Source organism: Pseudonocardia sp. Ae505_Ps2 (assembly GCF_001932425.1).
Classification (GTDB): domain Bacteria; phylum Actinomycetota; class Actinomycetes; order Mycobacteriales; family Pseudonocardiaceae; genus Pseudonocardia.
On record NZ_MCIP01000001.1, the window covers coordinates 3,224,402 to 3,248,902 of the forward strand.

The 24,501-nt window shown below is 75.7% G+C and carries 26 protein-coding genes and 1 riboswitch; of the genes, 16 read left to right on the plus strand and 10 right to left on the minus strand.

Going from position 1 to position 24,501, the window contains the following annotated elements; all coding sequences use genetic code 11:
* The first annotated feature begins 15 nt into the window (after window positions 1-15).
* The 7 genes from cobO (at window position 16) to Ae505Ps2_RS15455 (ending at window position 6,578) form a co-directional block, all read left to right on the plus strand.
* Window positions 16-630 (plus strand): cob(I)yrinic acid a,c-diamide adenosyltransferase, encoded by a 615-nt coding sequence (cobO, locus tag Ae505Ps2_RS15425; RefSeq protein WP_075307298.1) that lies wholly within the window; start codon window positions 16-18, stop codon window positions 628-630.
* Window positions 631-653: 23 nt separating this feature from the next.
* Window positions 654-2,030 carry a cobyrinate a,c-diamide synthase gene (locus Ae505Ps2_RS15430; RefSeq protein WP_249265278.1) on the plus strand — a complete coding sequence of 459 codons (1,377 nt, stop codon included), beginning with the start codon at window positions 654-656 and terminating at the stop codon, window positions 2,028-2,030.
* Window positions 2,031-2,083: 53 nt separating this feature from the next.
* The gene (locus Ae505Ps2_RS15435; protein WP_075307296.1) at window positions 2,084-2,584 is read left to right on the plus strand and encodes a cobalamin biosynthesis protein; all 501 of its coding nucleotides are present in this window, start codon (window positions 2,084-2,086) and stop codon (window positions 2,582-2,584) included.
* Window positions 2,581-3,801 (plus strand): uroporphyrinogen-III C-methyltransferase, encoded by a 1,221-nt coding sequence (gene cobA / locus Ae505Ps2_RS15440; protein WP_075307294.1) that lies wholly within the window; start codon window positions 2,581-2,583, stop codon window positions 3,799-3,801. The genes Ae505Ps2_RS15435 and cobA overlap by 4 nt, the downstream gene beginning before the upstream one ends.
* Window positions 3,802-3,854: 53 nt before the next feature.
* On the plus strand, window positions 3,855-4,397 hold the full coding sequence (locus Ae505Ps2_RS15445) for a MarR family transcriptional regulator (RefSeq protein WP_226362056.1): 543 nt from the start codon (window positions 3,855-3,857) through the stop codon (window positions 4,395-4,397).
* Window positions 4,394-5,980, plus strand: a complete 1,587-nt coding sequence (locus Ae505Ps2_RS15450) for a chloride channel protein (protein WP_075307292.1) — start codon at window positions 4,394-4,396, stop codon at window positions 5,978-5,980. Before Ae505Ps2_RS15445 ends, Ae505Ps2_RS15450 begins: the two co-directional genes overlap by 4 nt.
* Window positions 5,977-6,166: riboswitch (cobalamin riboswitch) on the plus strand. (Overlaps the previous gene by 4 nt.)
* A gap of 34 nt (window positions 6,167-6,200) precedes the next feature.
* The gene (locus tag Ae505Ps2_RS15455; protein WP_075307290.1) at window positions 6,201-6,578 is read left to right on the plus strand and encodes a hypothetical protein; all 378 of its coding nucleotides are present in this window, start codon (window positions 6,201-6,203) and stop codon (window positions 6,576-6,578) included.
* A gap of 21 nt (window positions 6,579-6,599) precedes the next feature.
* Here Ae505Ps2_RS15455 and Ae505Ps2_RS15460 read toward each other — a convergent pair whose 3' ends face one another.
* From Ae505Ps2_RS15460 to Ae505Ps2_RS15470, 3 genes are all read right to left on the minus strand, one after another.
* A complete protein-coding gene (locus Ae505Ps2_RS15460; RefSeq protein ID WP_075553732.1) occupies window positions 6,600-8,132 on the minus strand; it encodes a DNA polymerase IV in 1,533 nt (510 codons plus the stop codon).
* Between the two features lie 7 nt (window positions 8,133-8,139).
* Complete coding sequence (locus Ae505Ps2_RS15465) at window positions 8,140-8,847, minus strand: 4'-phosphopantetheinyl transferase superfamily protein (protein ID WP_233147597.1); 708 nt, start codon at window positions 8,845-8,847, stop codon at window positions 8,140-8,142.
* Between the two features lie 120 nt (window positions 8,848-8,967).
* Window positions 8,968-9,288: a hypothetical protein gene (locus tag Ae505Ps2_RS15470; RefSeq protein WP_075333599.1), complete on the minus strand. Its 321-nt coding sequence runs from the start codon at window positions 9,286-9,288 to the stop codon at window positions 8,968-8,970.
* A 258-nt stretch (window positions 9,289-9,546) separates the two neighbouring features.
* On the opposite strand from Ae505Ps2_RS15470, the gene Ae505Ps2_RS15475 reads away from it, so the two are divergent.
* Window positions 9,547-10,716 (plus strand): FAD-dependent oxidoreductase, encoded by a 1,170-nt coding sequence (locus Ae505Ps2_RS15475; RefSeq protein ID WP_075307282.1) that lies wholly within the window; start codon window positions 9,547-9,549, stop codon window positions 10,714-10,716.
* Between the two features lie 34 nt (window positions 10,717-10,750).
* A complete protein-coding gene (locus Ae505Ps2_RS15480) occupies window positions 10,751-11,959 on the plus strand; it encodes a cytochrome P450 (RefSeq protein ID WP_075307280.1) in 1,209 nt (402 codons plus the stop codon).
* Window positions 11,960-12,051: 92 nt separating this feature from the next.
* On the opposite strand, the gene Ae505Ps2_RS15485 is transcribed toward Ae505Ps2_RS15480, so the two are convergent.
* The 4 genes from Ae505Ps2_RS15485 to Ae505Ps2_RS15500 all read right to left on the minus strand — a co-directional run bounded on the left by Ae505Ps2_RS15485 (window position 12,052) and on the right by Ae505Ps2_RS15500 (window position 15,397).
* On the minus strand, window positions 12,052-12,678 hold the full coding sequence (locus Ae505Ps2_RS15485) for a 3-oxoacid CoA-transferase subunit B (RefSeq protein WP_020626879.1): 627 nt from the start codon (window positions 12,676-12,678) through the stop codon (window positions 12,052-12,054).
* A 2-nt stretch (window positions 12,679-12,680) separates the two neighbouring features.
* Window positions 12,681-13,424: a CoA transferase subunit A gene (locus tag Ae505Ps2_RS15490; RefSeq protein ID WP_020626880.1), complete on the minus strand. Its 744-nt coding sequence runs from the start codon at window positions 13,422-13,424 to the stop codon at window positions 12,681-12,683.
* 198 nt (window positions 13,425-13,622) lie between these two features.
* Entirely contained in the window at window positions 13,623-14,540 is a 918-nt protein-coding gene (locus Ae505Ps2_RS15495; RefSeq protein ID WP_075307276.1) for an MOSC N-terminal beta barrel domain-containing protein, read from the minus strand.
* A 68-nt stretch (window positions 14,541-14,608) separates the two neighbouring features.
* On the minus strand, window positions 14,609-15,397 hold the full coding sequence (locus tag Ae505Ps2_RS15500; protein ID WP_249265279.1) for an HAD hydrolase-like protein: 789 nt from the start codon (window positions 15,395-15,397) through the stop codon (window positions 14,609-14,611).
* Here Ae505Ps2_RS15500 and Ae505Ps2_RS15505 point away from each other — a divergent pair.
* From Ae505Ps2_RS15505 to Ae505Ps2_RS15530, 5 genes are all read left to right on the plus strand, one after another.
* Window positions 15,396-16,547, plus strand: coding sequence for a lyase family protein (locus Ae505Ps2_RS15505; RefSeq protein WP_075307274.1), 1,152 nt, complete (start codon window positions 15,396-15,398; stop codon window positions 16,545-16,547). The genes Ae505Ps2_RS15500 and Ae505Ps2_RS15505 overlap by 2 nt on opposite strands.
* A complete protein-coding gene (locus Ae505Ps2_RS15510; protein ID WP_075307272.1) occupies window positions 16,544-17,329 on the plus strand; it encodes an IclR family transcriptional regulator C-terminal domain-containing protein in 786 nt (261 codons plus the stop codon). The genes Ae505Ps2_RS15505 and Ae505Ps2_RS15510 overlap by 4 nt, the downstream gene beginning before the upstream one ends.
* 67 nt (window positions 17,330-17,396) lie before the next feature.
* Window positions 17,397-18,533 (plus strand): LLM class flavin-dependent oxidoreductase, encoded by a 1,137-nt coding sequence (locus Ae505Ps2_RS15515; protein ID WP_075553733.1) that lies wholly within the window; start codon window positions 17,397-17,399, stop codon window positions 18,531-18,533.
* A 128-nt stretch (window positions 18,534-18,661) separates the two neighbouring features.
* Window positions 18,662-19,600: a PaaI family thioesterase gene (locus Ae505Ps2_RS33450; RefSeq protein ID WP_249265280.1), complete on the plus strand. Its 939-nt coding sequence runs from the start codon at window positions 18,662-18,664 to the stop codon at window positions 19,598-19,600.
* Window positions 19,601-19,633: 33 nt separating this feature from the next.
* Entirely contained in the window at window positions 19,634-21,019 is a 1,386-nt protein-coding gene (locus Ae505Ps2_RS15530) for an FAD-dependent oxidoreductase (RefSeq protein WP_075553736.1), read from the plus strand.
* 49 nt (window positions 21,020-21,068) lie between these two features.
* On the opposite strand, the gene Ae505Ps2_RS15535 is transcribed toward Ae505Ps2_RS15530, so the two are convergent.
* Window positions 21,069-21,380: a hypothetical protein gene (locus tag Ae505Ps2_RS15535; RefSeq protein ID WP_020625128.1), complete on the minus strand. Its 312-nt coding sequence runs from the start codon at window positions 21,378-21,380 to the stop codon at window positions 21,069-21,071.
* Window positions 21,381-21,689: 309 nt separating this feature from the next.
* On the opposite strand from Ae505Ps2_RS15535, the gene Ae505Ps2_RS15540 reads away from it, so the two are divergent.
* Window positions 21,690-21,968, plus strand: coding sequence for an Lrp/AsnC ligand binding domain-containing protein (locus Ae505Ps2_RS15540; RefSeq protein WP_060711495.1), 279 nt, complete (start codon window positions 21,690-21,692; stop codon window positions 21,966-21,968).
* A 152-nt stretch (window positions 21,969-22,120) separates the two neighbouring features.
* Here the strand turns inward: Ae505Ps2_RS15540 and trpD are convergent, their stop codons facing one another.
* Together trpD and Ae505Ps2_RS15550 are read right to left on the minus strand one after the other, a co-directional pair.
* Window positions 22,121-23,161, minus strand: coding sequence for an anthranilate phosphoribosyltransferase (gene trpD / locus Ae505Ps2_RS15545; protein ID WP_020625130.1), 1,041 nt, complete (start codon window positions 23,159-23,161; stop codon window positions 22,121-22,123).
* Between the two features lie 23 nt (window positions 23,162-23,184).
* Complete coding sequence (locus Ae505Ps2_RS15550; RefSeq protein WP_226352936.1) at window positions 23,185-23,640, minus strand: hypothetical protein; 456 nt, start codon at window positions 23,638-23,640, stop codon at window positions 23,185-23,187.
* Window positions 23,641-23,828: 188 nt separating this feature from the next.
* Here Ae505Ps2_RS15550 and Ae505Ps2_RS15555 point away from each other — a divergent pair, with 188 nt between their 5' ends.
* On the plus strand, window positions 23,829-24,440 hold the full coding sequence (locus Ae505Ps2_RS15555; protein WP_020625132.1) for a heme-copper oxidase subunit III: 612 nt from the start codon (window positions 23,829-23,831) through the stop codon (window positions 24,438-24,440).
* The last annotated feature ends 61 nt before the right edge of the window (window positions 24,441-24,501 follow it).

Sequence of the window (24,501 nt, forward strand, 5' to 3'; positions counted from 1 at the left end):
GAAGGAGGGACAGCCGTGCCGCAGGGACAGGTGTCCGTCACGCCCGCCGACGGGCTCACCACCCGTCAGCGCCGCAATCGGCCGCTGCTGGTGGTGCACACCGGGGTGATGAAGGGGAAGTCGACCGCCGCGTTCGGGATGGCGCTGCGCGGCTGGAACCAGGGCTGGTCGATCGGGGTGTTCCAGTTCGTCAAGTCCGCGAAGTGGAAGGTCGGCGAGGAGGAGGCGTTCCGCGCGCTGGGGGCCGTCCACGAGCAGACCGGGCAGGGCGGGCCCGTGGAGTGGCACAAGATGGGGTCGGGCTGGTCCTGGTCGCGCAAGGCGGGCACCGAGACCGACCACGCTGCCGACGCCGTCGAGGGTTGGGCCGAGATCCGTCGCCGCATCGAGCGCGAGGAGCACCAGGTCTACGTCCTCGACGAGTTCACCTACCCGCTGAAGTGGGGCTGGATCGACGTCGACGAGGTCGTCGAGGTGCTGACCGCCCGGACCGGCCGGCAGCACGTGATCATCACCGGCCGGGACGCCCCGCCCGCCCTGATCGAGGCCGCCGACCTGGTCATGGAGACCACGAAGATCAAGCACCCGATGGACGCCGGGCAGAAGGGCCAGCGGGGGATCGAGTGGTGACCACCGTGAGCACCGTGTCCACCGTGAGCACGGCCCGCGCGCTGGTCGTCGCGGCGCCGTCGTCGGGCAGCGGGAAGACGACGGTGGCGACCGGGCTGATGGCCGCGCTGTCGCGGCGCGGCACCCGGGTCGCGCCGTTCAAGATCGGGCCGGACTACATCGACCCCGGGTACCACACGCTCGCCGCGGGCCGTCCGGGCCGCAACCTCGACGTCGTCCTGCAGGGCGCCGACCGGCTCGCCCCGCTGGCCCGGCACGGGAGCCGGGACGCCGACGTCGCCGTCGTCGAGGGGGTGATGGGGCTGTTCGACGGCCGCATCGCCGACGGCGCCGGGTCCACCGCGCAGGTCGCCGCCGTGCTGGGGGCACCGGTGGTGCTGGTCGTCGACGTCCGGGGGCAGTCCCGGTCGCTGGCCGCGTTGCTGCACGGGTTCCGCAGCTTCGACGAGTCCGTGCAGGTGGCGGGGGTGATCCTCAACCGGGTCGGGTCGCAGCGCCACGCCGACGTCTGCCGGGCCGCGGCCGAGGAGGTCGGGCTGCCGGTGCTCGGCGCCGTCCCGCGACGTGCCGAGCTCGCGGTGCCCTCGCGGCACCTGGGCCTGGTCACCGCCGCCGAGCACGGCACCGCCGCGACCGCCGCGGTGGACGCGATGGCCGAGCTCGTCGCCACACACGTGGACCTCGACGCCGTCCTCGCACTCGCCCGCCCGCTGCCCGCCGGCCCGGTCTGGGACCCGGCCGCCGAGGTCGGCACGAGCGGCACGGCGGGGCAGCGGCCGCTCGTCGCGCTCGCCGGGGGGCCCGCGTTCGGGTTCGGCTACGCCGAGCACGCCGAGCTCCTCACCGCGGCCGGCGCCGACGTGGCGACCTTCGACCCGCTGCGCGACCCCGCGCTCCCGGCGGGCACCGCCGCGCTCGTGCTGCCCGGCGGCTTCCCCGAGGAGCACGTCGGCGCGCTCGGCGACAACGCACCGCTGCGGGCGCAGGTCGCGGCGCTGGCCGCGTCCGGGGCCCCGGTGCACGCCGAGTGCGGCGGGCTGCTCTACCTGTGCCGGGACCTCGACGGGACGCCGATGTGCGGGGTCCTCGACGCGTCGGCGGGGATGACCCCGCGGCTCACCCTCGGCTACCGCGACGCGGTCGCGGTGTCGGCGTCGCCCCTGTTCGCGGCGGGCGAGCGGGCCGGGGCACACGAGTTCCACCGGTGCGCGGTCACCCCGCGGGCCGGTGCGGCCCCGGCCTGGGCGTGGCGGGGCGGGGAGCCGGAGGGCTACGTCGAGGATCGGGTGCACGCCTCGTTCCTGCACACCCACCCGGCCGGCGTGCCCGGCGCCGTCGCCCGGTTCGTCGCGGCGGCACGCCACACCCCGGCCGGGGCCGCCCCGGCCGCGTTCGCATGATCACCGGTCGTGGAGCCGACCGTCCGCGTGCCGAGCGCTCCGCTCCACGACCGGTGATCACGGTCGGGGTGGGGCTGCGCCCCGGAACCCCCGAGGCCGCGGTGCGCGCGCTGCTGGACCGGGTCGCCGCCGAGCACGGGCTGGAGCTCGGCGGCGCCGTCGTCGCCACCCTGGACCGGCGGGTCGCCGAACCCGGTCTGCTGGCGGCCGTCGCACCGCGGGAACCGCACGGATTCGCCGCGGCCGCACTGGCCGTGGTCGGGGTGGCGAGGTCGGATGCCCGGGTCGCCGCGGCCGTCGGGACCCCATCGGTCGCAGAGGCCGCCGCGCTCCTCGCCGCGGGCGACGGAGCCCAGCTGATCGTGGGCAAGACCGCTGGTCAGGGCGTCACGGTCGCCGTGGCCGCCGGAGCGGCGGATGTGGGATTGCCCTCCGGGGGCTCCTGCGACACATGCGGGCCCGGCTATCGTCCGGCGTCGCCGTCGAGCGGGGGCCCGGCGCAGGGACCCGCTGCCACCACCGGGCCTCGGAGTCCGGGAGAGGAACGTCGTTGAACGCGCACCACGAGCAGTACCTGGTCGGGCTGGACCTGGCCGGCCGCCGGGCCGTCGTCGTCGGCGGGGGACAGGTCGCCCAGCGGCGTGTCGCCCGCCTGATCGCGGCGGGAGCGGTCGTCGAGGTCGTCTCGCCCGAGGTCACCCCGGCGGTCGAGGGCATGGCCTCGGCCGGGGAGATCACCTGGACGGCCCGCCGCTGGACCGACGGCGACCTCGCCGGGGCCTGGTACGCGATCGCCGCCACCGACGAGCCGGAGACCAACGCCGCCGTCGTCGCCGAGGCCGAGCGGGACCGGGTGTTCTGCGTCCGCGCCGACGACGGCGACCGGGGCACCGCGGTCACCCCCGCCACCGGCGGCTACGACGGGCTCACCGTCGGTGTGCTGGCCCGGGGCGCGCACCGGCGGTCCGCGGCCGTGCGCACCGCGCTGGTCGAGGCACTGGCCGCCGGCGTCGTCGACGAGTCGGCCGAGCCCCCACAGGCCGGTGTCGCGCTGGTCGGTGGCGGCCCCGGCGACCCGGAGCTGATCACCGTGCGCGGCCGGCGGCTGCTGTCGCGCGCCGAGGTCGTCGTCGCCGACCGGCTCGGCCCGCGCGACATCCTCGACGAGCTGTCCCCCGAGGTCGAGGTCATCGACGCCTCGAAGATCCCCTACGGCCGCGCCATGGCCCAGGGGCGGATCAACGAGCTGCTCGTCTCGCACGCCCGTGCCGGGAAGTTCGTGGTGCGCCTCAAGGGCGGCGACCCGTTCGTCTACGGCCGCGGGTTCGAGGAGGTCCAGGCGTGCGCCGCGGCGGGGGTGCCGGTGACCGTCGTCCCGGGTATCACCAGCGCCTTCGCCGCACCGGCCGTCGCCGGGACGCCGGTGAGCCACCGCGGGGTGGCACACGAGATCGTCGTCGTCTCCGGGCACGTCGCACCGGGTGACCCGCGCAGCCTGACCGACTGGACCGCGCTGGGCCGGATGACCGGCACGATCGTGCTGATGATGGCCGTGGAGCGGCTCGGGAAGTTCGCCGAGGCGCTCATCACCAACGGCCGCCCGGCCGACACCCCGGTGCTGATCGTGCAGGACGGCACCACGCGGATCGAGCGGTCGGTCCGCGCGACGCTGGAGACCGCCGAGCGCGTCGCCGCCGAGCAGGAGATCAGCCCGCCCGCGATCGTCGTGATCGGGCCGGTCGCCGGTCTGCAGGCGCCCGTCGCCCGCTGACCGCGCCGACCTCATTGCACACTGCAACCTTGCAGTGTGCAATCATCGGCGGCGTGACCGACGAGAACGGTGCGACCGACGAGAACGGTGCTGCCGACGAGATCGACGATGTCGTCGACGCGGTGATGACCGCGAGCCGGGCGATGCTCTCCGTGGTGGCCGGGTCCCTGGCCGCCGCGGGGGAGCAGGCCGGCCCGACGGCGGGCGAGGTGACCCTGCCGCAGTACCGCGCGCTGGTCGTGCTGGCCCAGCACGGCACCCGGCGCCCGGCCGACCTGGCCACGGCGCTGACCGTGTCGGCGTCGACGGCGACCCGGATGTGCGACCGGCTGGTGAGCCGCGGCCTCGTCGTGCGCACCCGCACCGGCGACGACCGCCGCGAGGTCGCCCTCGCGCTCAGCCCCGCCGGGCGGACGCTCGTCGACGAGGTCACCCGGCTGCGCCGCGCCGAGATGCACCGGCTGCTCGCGATGCTGCCCGCCGCCGAGCGCACCGCGGTCCGCGACGCACTGCGCCGCTTCGCCGACGCCGCGGGCGAGGTCGGCGAGACCGACTGGGCCGTCGCGCCGGTGCCCGCCGAGGGCGGTGCGCGGTGACCGCGGTCCGCGCGCTGCACCGCGCGCTCGTCGGCACCCGGCCGGGGCTCGTCGGCCTGGCGACGGTCATCGGGATCGGCGCCGGCATCGGGTCGGTGCTGTTCCACGAGCTGATCCTCGGCGTGACCTGGCTGGTCACCGGGCGGGAGGACTTCTCCGACGCCGGCCGGGTCGCCTCGCCGCACCTGCCCGGGCTGGGCGTGTGGTTCCTGCTGATCGCCCCGGTGCTCGGCGGCCTGGTGTACGGCCCGCTGGTCCAGCGGTTCGCCCCGGAGGCGCGCGGGCACGGGGTGCCCGAGGTGATGTTCGCCGTCGCGCGCAGGGGCGGGCGGATCCCGGCCACCGTCGCCGCGGTGAAGGCGCTCGCGTCGGGGATCTGCATCGGGACCGGCGGCTCCGTCGGCCGGGAGGGCCCGATCGTGCAGATCGGCTCCGCGCTCGCCTCGGCGATCGGGCAGTGGCTGCGGGTGCCCGCCACCCGGCTGGTGCTCATGGTCGCCTGCGGTGCCGCGGGCGGGATCTCCGCGACGTTCGACGCCCCGGTCTCCGGGGTGGTGTTCGGCCTGGAGCTGATCCTGCGGTCGTTCAGCGCCGAGGCGTTCGGCGTGCTGGTGATCAGCTCGGTGGTCGCGAACGTCGTCGCCGAGGTGATCGCCGGCGACCGCGCGATCCTGACCCTGCCGCACTTCGACCTGGGCAGCCCCGCCCAGCTGCCGCTCTACGCGCTGCTCGGGCTGCTCGCCGGGCTGCTGGGCTGGGCCTTCGCCCGGATCCTCTACGTCGTCGAGGACGCCTGTGACGCCGTCTGGCGCGGCCCGGAGTGGCTGCGCCCGGCCGTCGGCGGGCTGCTGCTCGGCGCGCTGCTGCTGGCACTGCCCCAGATGTACGGCGTCGGCTACCCCGTGCTGGAGGCCGCGATCGGTGGCCGGTACGCCGTCGGGTTCCTGCTCCTGCTCGTCGTCGGGAAGATCCTCGCGTCCAGCCTCACCATCGGCATCGGCGGGTCCGGCGGTGTGTTCGCGCCGTCGCTGTTCGTCGGTGGCACCGCCGGTACCGCCTTCGGCTACGCCGCCGCGGCCCTGTTCCCGGCGCTGGACCTGCACCCCGGCGCGTTCGGTCTGGTCGGCATGGCGGCGGTGTTCGCGGGGGCGGCGCACGCCCCGATCACCGCGGTGCTCATCGTGTTCGAGCTGACCGGCGACTACGCCCTCATCCTGCCGCTGATGGCCGCCGTCGTCCTGGCCACCGGCCTGTCGAACCTGGTGTCGCGGGACAACATCTACACGCTCAAGCTGCTGCGACGCGGGATCGACCTCGCTGCCGACACCCCGACCGACGAGGCGCTGCGCCGGGTCGTCGTCGCCCAGGTGATGCGTCCCGTCGACGGCACCCCGCCCGGCCCGGAGCTGCCCGCGCTGGACCCGGCCGCCCCGGTGCACGACGTCCTCGGGGTGCTCGCCGCGCACCGGGGAGCCGCGCTGCCCGTGCGGGAGCCGGACGGGCCGCTGCTCGGGACGCTCGCCGAACACGACCTGCTCGACCATCTGCGGGGGGTGTCGGGGCGGGGGACGGTTGACCACTGACCCGGTCGCGTGATGGGCTCCCCGACGACGACGGAACAGGAAGCCGGTGCGAATCCGGCGCGGTCCCGCCACTGTCACCGGGGAGTGCCCTCCCCACACCGGTGCCACCGCCCGCGAGGGTGGGAAGGCCGGGGAGGGCGCGGGGATCCGGGAGCCAGGACACTGCCCGTCGTCGCGGATTCCCACTGGTGAGGGCGCGGACCCTCGAGGAGGACATGCGATGAGCCACGACCTGGTGGTGCTCGGTACCGACCCGTCCGGCGACGGCGCACCCCGCCCGGGTGCCCACGTCGCCGACCTGCTGGCCGACGCCGAGACCGTCTTCGCCTTCCCCCAGGCCGAGTCGACGGCCCTGTTCTACGCCGAGGCGTGGCGGGTCGAGCCGGTCACCCCGCGTGACGCCGTCGCCCGGATCGGGGCCTGGGCCGCCGCCGGACCCGCCGGCGGCGCGGTGCTGCTGGTCGGGGGCGACCCCGCGGCCGACGCCGCGCTCGGTGCGGTCCTCGACGGGTTGGCGCGCACCGTCCCGGCGCTGCGGGCCCGGGTCGCCGAGGGCAGCCGCGTCGCGCCGCCGCACCGCAGCCCGCTGATCGGCTGAGACCGCCGGCGGGCGGCGCGCTCAGGCCCGCCAGCTGCCCAGCGGGTCGGCCCGGGTGAGGTCGGGGTCGGCGGCGTCGAGCGTGCGGGTGCGGCCGGGCCCGGTGTAGGCGGTCTCGAAGCGCACGGTGACCCGCCCGTGCCCGGCGCCCTGGACCCAGCCGTGGCCGTGCTCGGGGTGGGCGACGTCGTCGCCGGCGCGCCAGGGCCGGTCCGGGTCGGGTTCGCGGTCGGGGCGGCCCGGGCGGACGGGGCCGGGCACGTCGCCGGCACCCGTGGTCGCGTCGGCCCCCGCGGTACCGCCGGTCCCCGCAGGACTGTCGGCCCCCGCGGCCGCGCCCGTCCCCGTCCTCGCGTCGGTGTCCGGAGGTGCGTCGGTGTCCGGTGGTGCGTCGAGCACGGCCACCCCCGCCGCGCCGGCCCGGGCGGCGGCCGCGGGCGGGGGGTCCAGGGCCGAGGCCGTCGTCCACCCGTTCTCCGAGGGCACCGCGTCGAACAGGGCCAGCGGCGGCTCGTCGCCGAAGCCGGACACCGACACGCCCAGCAGCCGCACCCCGCCCTCGCCGACCGCGCCCTCGGCCAGCCGGCGCGCCACCGCGACCAGGGTCGCCAGGTCCCGGGTGCCGAACGGGGTCGTCTCCGACCGGGTGTGGGTGGTGAAGTCCCCGGTCCGCGCCTTCACGGTGACGGTGCGGGCGGTCCGACCGTCGGCGACCAGCCGTCGGTGCACGGCGACGCAGATCGACTCCACCGCGGTGTGCACCGCGCTCATCGCGGTCAGGTCGGCGTCGAAGGTCGTCTCCGCGCTGATCTGCTTGGCCGCGCCGCGCGGGGCGACCGGACGGTCGTCGATGCCGCGGGCGAGACGGTGCAGCTCGGACCCGATCGCACTACCCAGCACCCCGGCGACCTCGCGGGCGTCCATCGCGGCGAGCTGCCCGATCGTCTCGATCCCGATCTTCCGCAGCGCCTCGCCGGAGACCGGCCCGATGCCCCACAGTGACCGCACCGGCAGCGGGTCGAGCACGGCCGCCTGCTCGGCGTGGGCGATCACCCGCAGCCCGTCCGGCTTGGCCAGCTCGGAGGCGATCTTCGCGATCTGCTTGCCCGACCCGGCGCCCACCGAGGCGGGCAGCCCGGTGCGGTCGCGCACCGCGCCGCGCAGCCGGGTGCCCCACTCCCGCACCTGGTCGGGGGAGGCGCCCACGAGGTCGGGCGGCTCCACGAACGCCTCGTCCACCGACACCGGCTCCAGCACGGGGGAGAACTCGCCGAGGACGGCCATGACCTCCTCGGACAGCGCCTTGTACAGGGAGAACCGGGGCGGCAGGACCGTCGCGTGCGGGCAGCGCCGCCGCGCCTGGCCCATCGGCATCGCCGAGCGTGCCCCGAACACCCGGGCCTGGTAGCTCGCCCCCGCGACGACGCCGCGAGGTCCCGCGCCGCCGACGAGGACCGGACGGTCGGCCAGGGTGGGCCGGGTGAGCTGCTCGACGGAGGCGAAGAACGCGTCCATGTCGAGGTGCAGCACCCAGCGGTCGGCCGCCGCGGTCACTCCATCATCACCCGTGCATCGTGCCCCGGCGCACCGACAGGATCGCGTCGCCGTCGGCGACGGTGACGGCCGGGGCCACCGGTCCCGCCCCGGCGACGGCGCCCGGGTGGTCGTCGAGGCCGGTGGGGACGTCGGTGACCCACCAGCTCCCGGCGGTGCCGGTCCAGTCCAGCACCCGGGCCGGGCCGTGCGGCGGGGACAGGGTGATCGCGTCCATCGGGCTCGACAGGCCCTCCCCGGTGGCCTTGAGCAGCGCCTCCTTCCGGGTCCAGGTGACCAGGAAGCCGGTCCCGTCGGGCGTCCCGGCGGCGAGCTCGGCGGGGGACAGGGCGTGCCGGGCCAGGCCGTCGAGGCCGGACAGGGGGCGGTGCGCCTCGACGTCGACGCCGACCGGCCCGGTCCCGACCGCGACACCGACCAGCGCGCCGGAGTGGGTGAGGGAGAAGCCGGGGTCGTCGCCGCGCCCGGCCAGGCGGGGCTTGCCGTGCGGCTCCCCGCAGCGGCAGGTCCGGTCGAGGACGAGCTCGGCGGGGTCGGCGTCGAGCCGCTCGGCGAGCACGAGCCGGGCCAGCGCGTGCGCGGCGAGGTAGCGGGCGCGGTCCTCGGGCCGTCGCAGCGCGACGAGCCGTTCGCGTTCGTGGGCGTCCAGCAGCGCGACGAGGTCGGCGCGGGCGCCGGGATCGGCCGGGGCGGCCCACCAGACGGTGACGGTCACGGCGTCCAGCCTCCCACGTCGCACCCCGGTCGGGGCGCGCCGCCGGGAGTGATCACGGACCGGGCACACGAAGGGTCGCCCGTCGGCGTCTCCGGTGCCCGGTCCGTGCTCCCCGTGCGGTCAGCCGCTGCGGCGGGCGGCGAAGTCCGTGCGGACGTGGGCCGGGCGGGCCTGCGGGGCCGGCCCCGCCGTGCGCGGTGCCGCCGGGCCGCCCGGCGCGCCGGACCGGCCGCGCTTGGCCGCACGGCGCTCGGCGCGGTTGGCGGGTGCGGTGGCGGTGGCCCCGCCGGGTGCCGCCCCGCCGGCCGTGCCGGGCCCGGTCGCGCCGGTCAGGGAACCGGGAACCGCGGACGCGTCGGTCGGTCGGGCTGTGCTGTGGGCTGCCCTGTGGGCGGTGCTGTGGGCGGTGCTGTGGGCGGTGGTGTGGCGGGTCGTGGGCATACGACCTCCTCGGAACATCGGGTCGGACTCGGACCGGGTGAGAGGGGCCGGTGACGCGCGGGGACGCCGGAGGGGCCGCGTGAGGGCGGCGACGGTTCCGGGGCCCGGTGAGGACGTCACGGGCCGGCGACGGAGGGCGCGGAGATCGACCGCGCGGGTCGCTCAGAGGAACCGGATCAGCATGGCGGCGACGCTACGACGACGACCCCGACCGGTGCCACCGGTTTTCCCCGGCGCCGCCGCCCTATCGTCGCGGGCATGGGTACGGCGGGCACGGGTACGGCAGGGACGGCGGGCACGGTGACGGCGGACGTGCTGGTGATCGGCGGCGGCATCGCGGGGGTGTCGGTCGCGTGGGAGCTGGCCGCGCACGCCCGGGTCGTGCTGACCGAGGCGGAGGACGACCTGCCGGTCCACTCCACCGCCCGCTCCGCGGCGACCTACATCCCCGGGCACGGCTCCGGCCCGTTCCGCGCGCTGATCGACGCCTCGGGCCCGCGGTTCGCCGCGCTGCCCGCGCTGCTCGGCACGCCACCGCTGCTGAGCCCGCGCCCGGTCCTGCACGTCGCCGACGACGACCTGGCCGCCGACCACCTCGCCACGACGGTGCGCGAGCAGCACGGCGAGCCCGGCGCCCCGGTCGCGCTGGACCCCGAGCAGGCCTGGCGACGCGTGCCGGTGCTGCGCCGGGCCCCGCGTGCGGCCGCGTGGACCGCCGGTGCCTGCGACGTCGACACCGCCGCCCTGCACGACGGCTACCGGCGCGGGCTGCGCGCCCGCGGCGGCACCGTGCTGCGCGGGGCCCGGGTGGCCGCGCTGGAGCGGGACGGCTCCGGCTGGACCGCCACGACGGCCGCCGGGCACCGGGTGCGGGCGGAGACGGTCGTCGACGCGGCCGGCGCCTGGGCCGACGCGGTGGCGGCACTCGCCGGCGTGCCCGGTGCCGGACTGACCCCCTACCGGCGCACGATCGCGGCGTGCCCGGTCGCCGACCCGTCGGTGCTCACCGTCGACGGCGCCGTCCTGCCGATGGTCGTCGACGCCGCCGAGCGCTGGTACCTCAAGGCCGAGGCGGACACGGTGCTCGTCTCCCCGGCCGACGAGACCCAGGCCGAGCCGGGCGACGCCCGTCCCGACGAGCTCGACGTCGCCCTCGCCCTGGACCGGGTGGGCGCGGCGACCACGCTGGGGCTGCGGTCTGTCCGGACCGCGTGGGCGGGGCTGCGGACCTTCGCCCCCGACCGTGCCCCCGTGCTGGGTGCGCGCCCGGAGCACCCCGGCTTCTTCTTCGTCGCTGGGCAGGGCGGGTCGGGCATCGAGTCCGCGCCGGCGCTGGCCGCGCTGGCCGCGTCGGTCGTCCTCGGCCGGCCGTCGCCGGCCGACATCGATCTCGACCCGGCTGCGTGCTCCGTCACACGATTGACGTAAGCGCTCGCTTACCACCGGCTGGCACGATGGACCCATGGCGCTGACCACCACCGGCACCGAGACGCACGACCTGTTCTCGGGCGACTTCTGGACCGACCCGCACCCCGCCTACGCGGCCCTGCGCACCGAGGAGCGGGTGCGGGAGCTCGCACTTCCGGACGGGAAGGTGTGGCTGATCAGCCGGTACGCCGACGTCCGCGCCGCGTTCGTCGACCCGCGGCTGAGCAAGGACTGGCGGTACACGCTGCCCGCCGACCAGCGCGAGGGCCAGCCGGCCGCGCCGATCCCGATGATGATCCTGATGGACCCGCCGGACCACACCCGGCTGCGCAAGCTCGTCGGCCGCTCGTTCACCGTGCGGCGGATGAACGACCTGCAGCCCAGGGTCGAGGAGATCACCCAGGAGCTGCTCGACGCGCTGCCTGCCGAGGGCCCCGTCGACCTCATGCGCCAGTACGCGTTCCTCGTCCCGGTGCTGGTCATCTGCGAGCTGCTGGGCGTGCCCGCCGAGGACCGCGACAAGTTCTCCGCGTGGTCGTCGGTGCTGGTCGACGACTCCCCGCAGGAGGAGAAGTTCGCCGCGATGGGCAGCCTGAACGGCTACCTCGCCGAGCTGATCGAGCGCAAGCGCACCGAGCCCGACGACGCCCTGCTCTCCGGCCTGCTCGCCGTCAGCGACGCCGACGGCGACCGGCTGTCCTCCGAGGAGCTCGTCGCGATGGCGACCCTGTTGCTCATCGCCGGGCACGAGACCACGGTCAACCTGATCGGCAACGGCGTGCTCGCCCTGCTGACCCACCCCGAGCAGCACGCCCGGCTGAAGGCCGACCCGTCGCTGATCAACTCGGCGGTGGAGGAGTTCCTGCGCTTCGAGTCCCCGGTCTCCAACGCCCCGATGCGCTTCGCCAGCGAGGACGTCGAGTACTCCGGGGTGACCATCCCCGCCGGATCGACCGTGATGCTGGGGCTCGCCGCGGCGAACCGGGACCCGGAGTGGCTGGCGGACCCGGATCGCCTCGACATCACCCGGGACTCCTCGTCCGGGGTGTTCTTCGGGCACGGCATCCACTTCTGCCTGGGCGCGCAGCTGGCCCGCACCGAGGGGCGGGTGGCGATCGGCAAGCTCATCGCGCAGCGACCGGACCTGGCGCTGGCCGTCGACCCCTCGGAGCTCGTCTACCGCGAGTCGACGCTGGTCCGGGGCCTGTCCCGGCTGCCGGTCACGCCGGGCGCGCCCGCCTGAGGGCCGCGCCGCCGCCGGACGCGACCGAGGGGGCGCGCCCGGCGGGGCCGGCGTGGACCCGGCGGGGCGGCCGTCGGTGCAGCGGGTCGGGGTCAGCGCAGCGGAGCGCCGGTCTTCTCCCGGACCTCGTCGGCGGTGACGCCGGGCGCGGTCTCGACCAGTGCGAGCCCGTCCGGCGTCACGTCGATCACGGCCAGGTCGGTGACGATCTTCGTGACGCAGCCGAGGCCGGTGATCGGCAGCGAGCACCGCTCCACGATCTTGGGGGACCCGTCCTTGGAGACGTGGTCCATCATCACGATCACCGAGCGCGCGCCGTGGACGAGGTCCATCGCGCCGCCCATCCCCTTGATCATCTTGCCGGGGATCGCCCAGTTCGCGAGATCGCCGTTCGCGGCGACCTCCATCCCGCCCAGGACGGCCACGTCGAGCTTCCCGGCCCGGATCTGGCCGAAGCTCTCGGCGGAGCCGAAGAAGGCGGCACCGGCGGCGACGGTGACGGTCTCCTTGCCGGCGTTGATGAGGTCGGGGTCGACCTCGTCGTCGGTGGGGTAGGGGCCGACGCCGAGGATCCCGTTCTCCGAGTGCAGCACGACCGTCCGGCCCTCGGGGATGTGCCCGGGGACCAGGGTCGGCATGCCGATGCCGAGGTTGACGTACGCGCCGTCGGGCAGCTCCGCCGCGACCCGGGCGGCCATCTCGTCACGGTTGAGGGCCATGGTCAACGCACCGTCCTGAACTCGACCGGCTTCTCGACGTCGGGGACGTGCAGCACGCGGTGCACGTGGATGCCGGGGGTGTGGACCTCGTCGGGGTCGATCTCCCCGGGCTCGACCAGGTGCTCGACCTGGGCGATCGTCGTCCGCCCGGCCGCGGCGCAGTCCGGGTTGAAGTTGCGCGCCGCGCGCCGGAACACCAGGTTGCCGTGCCGGTCGCCCTTCCAGGCGTGGACCAGCGCGAAGTCCGGGGTGAGGGCACGCTCGAGGACGTAGGTCACGCCGTCGAACTCGCGGGTCTCCTTCGCCGGGGACTCGACGGCGACCGAGCCGTCGGCCGCGTAGCGCCAGGGCAGCCCGCCCTCGGCGACCAGCGTGCCGACCCCGGCCGGGGTGTAGAACGCCGGGATGCCCGCGCCGCCGGCCCGCAGTCGCTCGGCGAGGGTGCCCTGCGGGGTCAGCTCCAGCTCCAGCTCGCCGGCGAGGTACTGGCGGGCGAACTCCTTGTTGTTGCCGACGTAGGAGCCGATCGTGCGCCGGATGCGCCCGGCGGCGAGCAGGGTGCCCAGGCCGAAGCCGTCGACGCCCAGGTTGTTCGAGATCGTCTCCAGGTCCGTCGCGCCCTGTTCCAGCAGCGCCGCGATCAGCACCGTCGGAACCCCGGACATGCCGAACCCGCCGACCGCGAGCGACGCCCCGTCGCCGATGTCGGCGACCGCCTCCGCGGCGGATGCCACCACCTTGTCCATCACTCACCTCCGTCGCCGACGACGGTACGCGGCGTACGACAGACGCACAAGTGTTCGCTCTGCGAACACTGCCGGAGTGGCGTCCACGCGCCGAGATGCAGCTCAGCGGGGCCCGAGGGTGCCCCGTACCCCGCTGAGCTGCATCTCGACGACCGCCGCCGTCGCGGCGCACCGTCGGTCGGGCGGGCGCGGCGCGGGTCAGGCCGGGGCGGGGGCGGTGTGCGGGTCGCCGACGGCGATCTCCCCGCCCGCGGCGACCTCGGCGTACACGCCCGCGCACGCCCAGACCCCGCCGATCTGCGGGATCTCGATGCGGTTGTGCTTCGCGATCGTGCGCAGGGTGTCCGGGTCGTCGGGCAGGTCGCCCTGGGGGAGCGTCGTCATGACGCACCGCATGGTGGCGAAGGAGAAGGAGACCCGGACCTCCTCGCCGATCGTCGACGTGCTGCCCGGCCAGTCGTTCTCGACGAAGCCGTGGCCGCCGTCGGGGGATGAGTCGGCGCGGAGCACGATGTTCGGCCGGTAGCGCAGCGCGTCGAAGGTCGCCTCCGGCGCGAGCTCGCGGAGCCGGTCGAGGGTGGACTCGGTGAGCACGTGCAGCGACGACAGGTCGAAGAACGTGCCCGGCGCCCCGAACGCGGAGATGTCGAACCGGCTGATGGCCTCGCCGGAGTCCTCGTGCCGGGTCGTCGTGGCGTCGATGAGCGCGCGCGGGGCGAGCTGCTGCGGGGTGAGGCCCTCGATGTCGGGCCACAGCTCCTCGAAGTGGCTGCCCTCCGGCGGGACCGAGACCAGCGACACGTCCCGCCCGAGCGCGGCCGACAGCGCGGTGTCCAGGCCCTCGTCGTCGCTGCGCAGGACCGAGCCGTCCGGGAAGGTGATCTCGACCGGCGGCAGCGGCTCCCCGGGCACCGGCTCGGCGACGAACCGGGCCGCGAAGCCGAGCAGTCCGAGCCAGCGCCTGGGCACCTTGGCGCTGGCGATGCTCCCGGTCTCGGTGTCGAGCACCGCATAGGCGCGGTCGCCCAGCAACCCCCGCCCGCTGACGGTGGCCCGGGTCAGGGACTCACCGAGCATGGACTTGACCGGGTACCGGTACAGCGCGACGACCGTCATGTCCGGTGTATATCGGCCCGTCCGCGTCCCCGGCACGGGTCGGACGGAGGGGGCTGCCCGGCCGGGTCTCAGCTGAGGGACTGCCGGGGGAGGGTCGCCGCGGATGCGCCGTCCCGCCCTGTCGGACCACCCGTTCGGCTCAGCAGGGCGACCCGGAGCTCGTCCGCGGAGTCGTAGACGGTGTCCGCGCCCGCCGCGACCAGCTCACCGGGCTCGGCGTAGCCCCAGCCCGCGCCGACGCAGCGCAGGCCGTGCTCGGCGGCGCCCTCGACGTCGTGCAGCCGGTCGCCGACCATCAACGGCTCGTCGGCACCGGACGGGTGCCCGAGCCGGCGCAGGGCCTCGGCGACCACGGCGCCCTTGGTCGGCCGGTCCGCGGTGCGCGTGTCGCCGACGATCTCGGTGAACAGGTCGGTCCAGCCGTGGTGGGCGATGATCCGCCGGGCCGGCGGCTCGGCCTTGCTGGTGGCCAGGGCCATCGTCACGCCGGCCGCGGACAGCGCGCGCAGCAGCTCCTCGACGCCGGGGTACGGAGTGCAGTCCAGGCAGCCGTCCTCGTCGCCGTAGATCCGCCGGTACACCGGCAGCACCGCGGCGGTGCCCTCCTCGCCGAGGATCGGGGGCAGGCTGCGGTACAGCGGCGGGCCGAGCAGGTGGGTGCCGAGCGCGGACTCGGGGACGTCCAGGCCCACCTCGTCGATGGCGCGGCGCATCGAGCCGAGGATGCCGGGGGCGGAGTCGACGAGGGTGCCGTCGAGGTCGAGCAGGATGTGGGTCAACACGTCGGGCCATTCTGCCTGCCGGGCGACGCGGGCGTCCTCCTCCCCGGCGGTCGCAAGCCGTACGCTCGTACGCATGGCGAACACGTTGCTCGGGCCCCTGTCCGGTACCGACCGGGTCGACGGCCTGCTCGACGACGGCGCGTGGATCGCCGCCCTGCTGGAGGTCGAGCTGGCGCTGTCGGCCGTCGCCGCCGAGCAGGGCGCGGTCGCCGAGCACGACGCCGACGCGGTGGAACGCGCCGTCGCCGCCGTCGCGGGCCTCGACCCGCACACGCTGGCCGCCGAGTCGGTCGAGGGCGGCAACCCGGTCATCCCGCTGGTCAAACGGCTCAAGGCGGCCGCGGCGCGGATCCAGCCCGGCGCCGAGCGGGCGGTGCACCCGGGCGCGACCAGCCAGGACGTCATGGACACCGCGCTGATGCTGCTCACCCGCCGGGCCGGGCACCGCATCGTCACCGACCTCACGGCCTGCGCCGACGCCGCGGCCGCGCTCGCCGCCGCCCACCGCGGCACCCCGTGCGCGGCCCGCACCCTCGGCCAGCAGGCGTTGCCCACCACCTTCGGCCTGGTCGCCGCGACCTGGTGCACCGGGCTGGACCGGGCGCGCACCGGTCTCGACCGGGTGCTCGACGCCCTGCCGGTCTCCTACGGCGGCGCCGCGGGCACCCTCGCGGCCGTCCACCCGCACGGCCCGGCCGTCGCCGACGCACTGGCCGCGCGGCTCGGGCTCGCCCCGCAGGGCGTGCCGTGGCACACCGAACGCAGCCGCGTCGGCGAGCTCGCCGGGGCACTCGGCGTCGCCGCCGGGGCCTGTGCGAAGCCCGCGGGCGACGTGGTGCTGCTGTCCGCCACCGAGCTCGGCGAGGTGTCGGAGTCCGCGCCGGGGGACTCGTCGTCGATGCCGCACAAGCGCAACCCGGCCGCCGCCGTCACCGCCCGTGGCGCCGCGAAGCGCGCCCCCGGCCTGGTCGCGACGCTGCTCGCGGGCGCCGAGCAGGAGTTCCAGCGCGCCGCCGGGGCCTGGCACGCGGAGTGGGAGACGCTCGTCGCGCTGCTGCGGGTCACCGCGGGTGCCGCGGCCCGGCTGCGGGTGAGCCTGGAGGGACTGCAGGTGCACCCCGGGGCGATGGCCCGCAACCTCGCCCTCGCCGCGGGCGCCCAGGGCTCGGGCACCGGGCACGCCGCCGACCTGGTCGACACCGTCCTCGCCGGGCGGCCCGGATGAGCGCCCCGCGCACCGAGCAGGTCCGCTCGCTGGCCCGCGGTCTGGCCGTCATCCGGTCCTTCGACGCGCAGCGCCCGCAGCAGACCCTCGCCGACGTCGCCCGCGCCACCGGGCTCACCCGCGCCGCGGCGCGCCGGTTCCTGCTCACCCTCGCCGAGGAGGGCTACGTCCGCACCGACGGCAGGCTGTTCGCGCTGACCCCGCGGGTGCTGGAGCTCGGCTGGTCCTACCTGTCCGCGATGGGGCTGCCCGAGATCGCCGCCCCGCACCTGGAACGGCTGGTCGCCGCGGTGCGCGAGTCCGCGTCGGTGTCGGTGCTCGACGGCGACCCGCACACCGGCTACGACGTCGTCTACGTCGCCCGCGTCCCCACCTCGCGGATCATGACCGTCACGATCACGATCGGGACCCGCTTCCCCGCCTGGGCGACGTCGATGGGCCGGGTCCTGCTCGCCGCCCTCCCACCCGCCGACCTCGACACCCACCTCGCCGCGCTGGAGCCCGCGGCGCTGACCGCGCACACCGTCTCGACCCCGGAGCAGCTGCGCACCGAGCTGGACCGGGTCCGCGTGGACGGGCACTGCGTCGTCGACCAGGAGCTGGAGGCCGGGCTGCGCTCGGTCGCGGTGCCGGTCCACGACCGCGCGGGGCGGGTCGTCGCGGCCGCGAACGTCTCCACCCACGCCTCCCGCAACGACGCCGACGGCCTGCGCGCGGACATCCTGCCCGAGCTGCGCGCCTGCGCCGCCGCGATCGAGGCGGACCTGCGCGCCGCCGGGTAGCCGGGAACAGACCGCGTCCGCGACGGGTTGGCTCGGTCAGGAGCTGAACACGAGCGACGGAGGCACGGTGAGCGGACGTCTGCACCTGGCGGTCGAACTCGGAGCGGCGGGGCGGCACCCCGGCGCGTGGCGGCTCGGCGGCGCCGACCCGGCCCGGCTGTTCACCGCCCCGTACCAGCTGGACCTGGTGCGCACCGCGGCGCGCGGCGGCCTCGACCTCGTCGCGCTGCCCGACTCGCTGCAGCCGCCCGGCGCCGACCCGGCCGCGCTGCCCGGCACCCTCGACGCCGTCGCCGTCGCCGCGCGGGTCGCGCCCGCCGTCCCCGGCATCGGGGTCGTCCCGACGGTGACGGTCACCCACACCGAGCCGTTCCACCTGTCCAAGGCCGTGGCCACCCTGGACTTCGTGTCCACCGGGCGGGCCGGGTGGCAGCCCGAGGTGTCGCGCACCCAGGCCGAGGCCGACCTGTTCGGCCGTGCGCGCGCCGACCGCGACGCGGCCTCGCTGTGGCGGGAGGCCGGTGAGGTGATCGAGGTCGCCGCGCGGCTGTGGGACTCCTGGGAGGACGACGCCGAGATCCGCGACGCCGCCACCGGGCGCTTCGTCGACCGCGACCGGCTCCACCACATCGACTTCACCGGCGAGTTCTTCTCGGTGACCGGGCCGTCGATCACACCGCGGCCGCCGCAGGGGCAGCCGCTGACCGTGCTGCGCGGCGACGAGCCCGCCGCGCTGGCGACCGTCGGCCGCTACGCCGATGTCGTCCGGGTCGCGGCCGACACGGTCGCCGGTGCCGCCGAGGCCCGCGACCAGGTCCGGGCCGCCGTCGCCGGCGCCGGGCGCGACCCCGAGCAGGTCACCGTGCTGCTCGACGTCGAGATCCTGCTGGGCGACGACGCCCCTGCCCGGCTGCGTGAGCTCGACGCCCTCGCCCCGGCCGGCGCCGACGCCGGCCCGGCCACGCTGCGCCACGTCGGCGACCCGGCCGAGCTCGCCGCCCTCCTGCGCGACGCCGCCGAGGAGCGTGCCGCGGACGGGTTCGTCCTGGTCCCGCTCGCGTTGCCGTCCGGGGTCGACGAGATCGTCGACGGCCTGCTCCCCGCGCTCGGTGACACCTGGGCGCCCGCCCCCTACGACGGCACCCTGCGGGACCGGTTCGGGCTCGCCCGCCCGGTGAGCCGGTACGCCCGTACGGCGGGCTGACCGGCACGATCGCCGGGTGCGCGTCCTCACCGCGAGCGGCGCGCCGTCGACGACGCGGCGACACTGCTCACCGCCGGGTACCGGGACCCGGAGCCGGGAGCACCCCCGGGGTGACGCACGATGGGATCATGACCGGTACGACGCAACCGCAGCAGACCAGGCCCGGACCGGGCTCCCGGGAGCGGCTGCGGCGCGCGCCGGTCGAGTCCGGTCTCGGGATGGTCCCCGACCCGTCGTCGACGCGGGAGCGCGCGGTGGTGCGCGCCCCGCTGCACGACGGCGTCCGCACCGCCGACGGCCGGGTCCTCCCGGTGGTCCCGGCGCTCCTCGCGGACGCGGGCCTGGGCTACCTCGTGTTCTCCACCGCGCGCCTCGCCGCCGGCGCCCCCACCGTCGACCTGCGCCTGGACCTGGCCGGGATCCCCGCGCCGGACGCGCGGTGGCTGCGCGCCGAGCTGACCCTGCTGCACCTCGACGGCGCCGTCGGTGTCGGCCGGGCCGAGATGCACGACGACACCGGGGTCGCCGTGGCGCACGTCGTCGCGACCTTCGCGCTGACCGGTGTCCCCGCGGGCCCCGGCGGGCTCGCGACCGCTCCCGCCCCGGGCCCCACCGCTCCCGACAACCCCACCGCTCCCGACAACACTGATCCCGACGCCACCGCTCCCGGCACCGACCTCCGGGCCGCCCTGCCGCCGTTCGACGCCACCCGGCTGCGGCCGGAGAACCTCGAGCGCGACGGCGACGGCGACGTCGTGTTCACCCCCCGGCCCCTCGACGACCAACCTCAACGGCACCACCCACGGCGCGGTCCTGTCCGGGCTCGCCGCCGCGGCCCAGTCCGCGCACCCCGGTGCCGGCGACGCCCGGCCGCTGTCGACGACGGTGGAGTTCCTGCGGCCGGTGCAGGTCACCGACCGGCTGCGGGCCCGCACCGTCGCGATCCGCGACGGCCGGCGCTTCCGCACCCTGAGCACGGAGCTGCTGCTGCCCGACGGGCGGACCGCGGTGCGCGCCGTCGGCACCGCGCTGCGTCGGTGATCGCCCGGACGGGTCATCGCTGTTAGCGTCGTCACCGTCCCCGGCTCGGAGGTGCGCACGTGTCGACCCCGCAGGTCCTCAGCCCACGACCCCACCGGATCGCCGTCATCGGGTCCGGACCGTCCGGCCTGTACACGGCCGAGGCGCTGCTGGCGGGGGACCCGGCGGTGCACGTCGACGTGATCGACCGGCTGCCCGCGCCCTACGGTCTGGTCCGCTACGGCGTCGCCCCCGACCACGTGAAGATGAAGTCGGTCATCCGGGCGCTGGTGCGGACCTTCGACGACAGCGACCGCGTCCGGTTCCTCGGCAACGTGCACGTCGGTCCCGGCGGCATCCCGGGGGAGGCGCTGCGGGAGCACTACCACGCCGTCGTGCACGCCCCCGGCAGCGCGGTCGACCGCGACCTCGGCGTCCCGGGGGAGGATCTCGCGGGCTCGGTCGGGTCCGGGGCGTTCGTGTCCTGGTACTGCGGGCACCCCGACGCGGTGGGCCCCGGCCCGCTGCTCGACCGCCCCGGCGCGGTCGTGGTCGGCGCCGGGAACGTCGCCGTCGACGTGGCGCGGGTCCTTGCCCGCCCCGCCGAGGACCTCGCCGCCACCGACGCGCACGACGCGGTGCTCGACGCACTGCGGGCGAGCGCGGTCACCGACGTGCACGTGCTGGTCCGGCGCGACCCGCTGCACGTGAAGTTCACCCCTGCCGAGCTGCGCGGTCTCGGGGGTCTCGACGACGTCGACGTCGTGGTGCACGACGACGGCCTGCTCGCCGCGGGCGTCGCCGAGCCGGAGGAACGGCGGATGCGCCAGAACATCGAGATGCTCACCGAATGGGCCGCCCGGTCCGTGACCGGTGCGCGTCGGCGCATCCACCTGCGGTTCCTGCGGTCGCCGGTCCGGCTCGTCGACGACGGCACCGGCCGGGTCGGCGCCGTCGTGGTCGAACGCAACGCCGTCGACGCCGACGGCCGGGTGCACGGCACGGGTGAGGTCGAGACCCTGGAGGCGGGCCTGGTCGTGCGGGCCATCGGCTATGCGGGCGAGCCCATCGAGGGGCTGCCGTTCGACCCGGTGACCGGCACCGTCCCGAACGAGGCCGGACGGGTGCTGCTCGGCGGGGAGCCCGTGCGCGGCAGCTACGTGGCCGGGTGGATCAAGCGGGGCCCGACCGGGGTGATCGGCACCAACAAGGGCGACGGCGCACAGACCGCGGAGTCGGTGCTGGCCGACCTGCCGGACCTGGCGACGCCGCCGCGGCCGGGTGGCGACGCCGTCGTCGAGCGGATGCGCTCCTACGGCGTCGACCCCGTCCTGTGGGAGGACTGGCTGCGTCTCGACGCCGCCGAGATCGCCCTGGGGGAGCGGCGCGGCGGCACCGAACGGGTCAAGATCGCGGACCGGGCCGAGATGCTCGACGCGGCCCGCAGCCGCAGCTCACGCCCGTAGCGGCCGCGGGCCCGTCGCCTCGGTGGCGGCCGGTCCAGCTCAGTACGGCTCAGTACGGGTCGACGGCCAGGACGCAGGGCATGGCGCCCATGCCGCGGGTGAAGTCGTCGGCTTCGTCGGGCGTCATCGACAGGGTGCAGGTGACCGAGCTGTAGGCGACGCCCTCACGGACGTCGACGCAGAACTCGCGCAGCGTGCGGCCGCAGCTCTGCAGCGCCGAGGCGATCTGCATGACCCCGGCCATCCCGTCGCCGGTGACGACGGTGTGCCGGCGGGGCATCCGGGACGCGATGTCCGCGGCGCCACCGGAACCGGTGGGGAAGGAGAAGGTGGTGGTGGGGCGGTCGGCGGTGATGCTCATGATCGTGTGGCTCCGTGCGTTGCGCGAGAGAGAAGCGGGAACGCGAGCCAGGTCTCGAAGATCCTCACCGCGGTGTGCGGGAGGGAAGCGCCGGGATTGCGGCGCGGGCGCGTCGGCGGCCTGGATCAGCCGACGCGCAGTGCTACTACCGCGGGAATGAGTGCGGGCAGCGCTGCGGCCGGAGCAAGGGTGTGCTCGACGGTGCGCATGACGGTGACAGTAGCAACCGGATGCGGCCTGCGCCACAGGGGATGCCCCCACTAGCCTGACCGGTGTCCGCCACGCCCTGACCCGAGGGGGAGCCCCACCGTGATCACCGCGATCGTCCTGGTGCACACCGCCGCCGACCGGATCCCCGAGACCGCTCAGGCCATCGCGGACCTCGACGGCGTGTCGGAGGTCTACTCCTGTGCCGGCGACGTGGACCTGATCGCGATCGTCAAGGTGCGCGAGCACGAGCAGCTCGCCGACGTGATCGCCAGCCGGCTCAGCCGGATCGACGGCGTCGTCGGGACCGACACGCACATAGCGTTCCGGTCCTACTCCAAGGCCGACACCGACGCGGCCTTCGCCATCGGCCTCGACTGAGCCCGCGCCCCGCCCCAACTGACCGGACTGCGCGAGCGGTCGGCCCGCGGGATGGCGCTGCCCGAACCGACCGGACTGCGCGAGCGGCCGGCTCGGCGGAGGGTGCCGGTCCGCTCGGGCGGCCGGTCCGGTGGACGGTGGTGCCGGTCCGCTCAGGCGGCCAGCTCGGTGGACAGCGCCGCCCAGCGGGTGAGCAGGTCGGACGCGGCGCCGGAGTCCACGGCCGCGGCGACGGCGTCGAGCGCGTCCCCGATCGCGGCCGTGAGGTCGGTGCCGATCCCGCGGTGCGCGGCGAGCGCGCCCGCGGCGTTGAGCAGCACCGCGTCGCGCACCGGGCCGCTCTTGCCGGCCACCAGGTCGCGGACCACGGCGGCGTTGACCTGCCGGGTGCCGCCGCGCAGGTCCTCTGCGGTGGCCACGCCGACCCCGAGGTCGGCCGGGTCGAGCCGCTCCTCGCGGACGGTGCCGCCGTCGCTGATCCAGACGGTGCTGCGCCCGGTGGTGGTCAGCTCGTCGAGCCCGTCGTCGCCGCGCACCACCAGCACCGACTTGCCGCGCCGGGCGAAGACCTCGGCCATCGTCGCGGCGTGCCGCGGGTCGGCGCAGCCGATCAGACCGGTCTCGGGTTGGGCCGGGTTGGACAGCGGCCCGAGCAGGTTCATCGCGGTCGGCACCCCGAGCTCGCGACGGACACCGCCGGCGTAGCGCATGGCGGGGTGGAAGGACTGGGCGAAGCAGAACGCGATCCCCAGCTCCGCGGCACACCGCTCGACCGCGGCAGGGGTCAGCTCGATCGCGACCCCCAGCTCCTCGAGCACGTCGGCCGTCCCGCACTGCGACGACGCCGCGCGCCCGCCGTGCTTGACGACCGGCGCACCCGCCGCCGCGACGACGATCGCCGCCATCGTGGAGATGTTCACCGTGTGCGCCTGGTCCCCGCCGGTGCCGACGACGTCGACCGAGCGGCCGGGCACGTGCACCCGCAGCGCATGGGCGAGCATCGCGTCGGCCATGCCCGAGATCTCCGCGGGCGTCTCGCCCTTCGCGCGCAGCGCGACGAGGAACCCGGCGAGCTGCGCCGGGGTCGCCTCCCCGGCGAACACCTGCCCCATCGCCCAGGTCGCCTCGTCGGCGGTGACGTCCTCGCCGCGCATCAGGCGGCCGATCACGGAGGGCCAGGTGGGTGCGCTCACGACGTGAGGTGTCCTCTGTCTCGCTACTGCTGCTGGGTCAGGGTGCCGGGTCGGTGGTCGCGCAGGACCTGGGCGACGACCTCGGCCGCCTCGATCGGGTCGAGCGGGTGCACCAGCACGGCATCCGCCTCCGACCAGGTGGCGAGCCAGCGGTCGTCCCGGCGGCGGACGGTCAGCACGATCGGCGGGCAGTCGACGATCTCGTGACGCAGCTGCTTGGCCACGCCCATCCCGCCGGTCGGCTGGGCCTCGCCGTCGAGGACCAGCAGGTCGGCCTCACCCGCGTCGCAGGCCGCGAGGACCTCGGCGATGCCGGCCGCCTCCACCCAGCGCACCCGGCCCACGTCCGGCGCGGGACGCCGCCCGACCGCCTCGATGATGCTCTCGCGGACCTCGGGACGGTGGCTGTAGACCAGCACCGTGCTGGTCCCCGTCCCCGACCCGGCCGCGCTGCCGATCTCTGCCGCTCGTCCGCTCACGCCGGCGATACTAGGGGAACCTCCCGACACCCCCGAACGTTGTCGTGTCGGCGATCCGGGCCGGGGCCGCGTGGCGGCCGCTCCGTCGTCCCGACCAGGCGATGAGTTCCCGATCATCGGGTCCGTTCGCCGATCGTGATGCGGTGAGGGGTATCCCGACAAGCCGTAGAAGTTCGGCTCGGGTCATAATGCCCGACGTGACGACAGCGGCACCCAACATCAGCGCGCGGATCCATTCGCTGAACCGCCCCAACCTGGTCAGCATCGGCACCATCGTCTGGCTCTCCAGCGAGCTGATGTTCTTCGCCGGGCTGTTCGCGATGTACTTCACCGCGCGGGCGCAGAACGACGGCCCCTGGCCGCCGCCGCCCACCGAGCTCGACGTCCCCTACGCACTGGTGGTCACCCTCGTCCTGGTGGCGTCCTCGTTCACCTGCCAGTTCGGCGTGTTCGCGGCCGAGCGCGGCGACGTGTTCGGGCTGCGTCGCTGGTACGCCCTGACGCTGGCGATGGGGACGTTCTTCGTGCTCGGCCAGGCGTTCGAGTACTACACCCTGGTCACCTCGCACGAGACGACGATCTCCTCGAGCGCCTACGGGTCGGTCTTCTACCTGGCGACCGGCTTCCACGGGCTGCACGTGGTCGGTGGCCTCGTCGCGTTCGTGTACCTGATCATCCGCACGAAGCTCAGCAAGTTCACGCCCGCCCAGGCCACCGCGGCGATCGTGGTGTCCTACTACTGGCACTTCGTCGACGTGGTGTGGATCGGGCTGTTCGCCACGATCTACTTCATCCGCTGACCGATCGCGCCGCCCGTCCCCTGACAGCACCCGCCACGACGTCGAGGTTGGAAGACCCCCA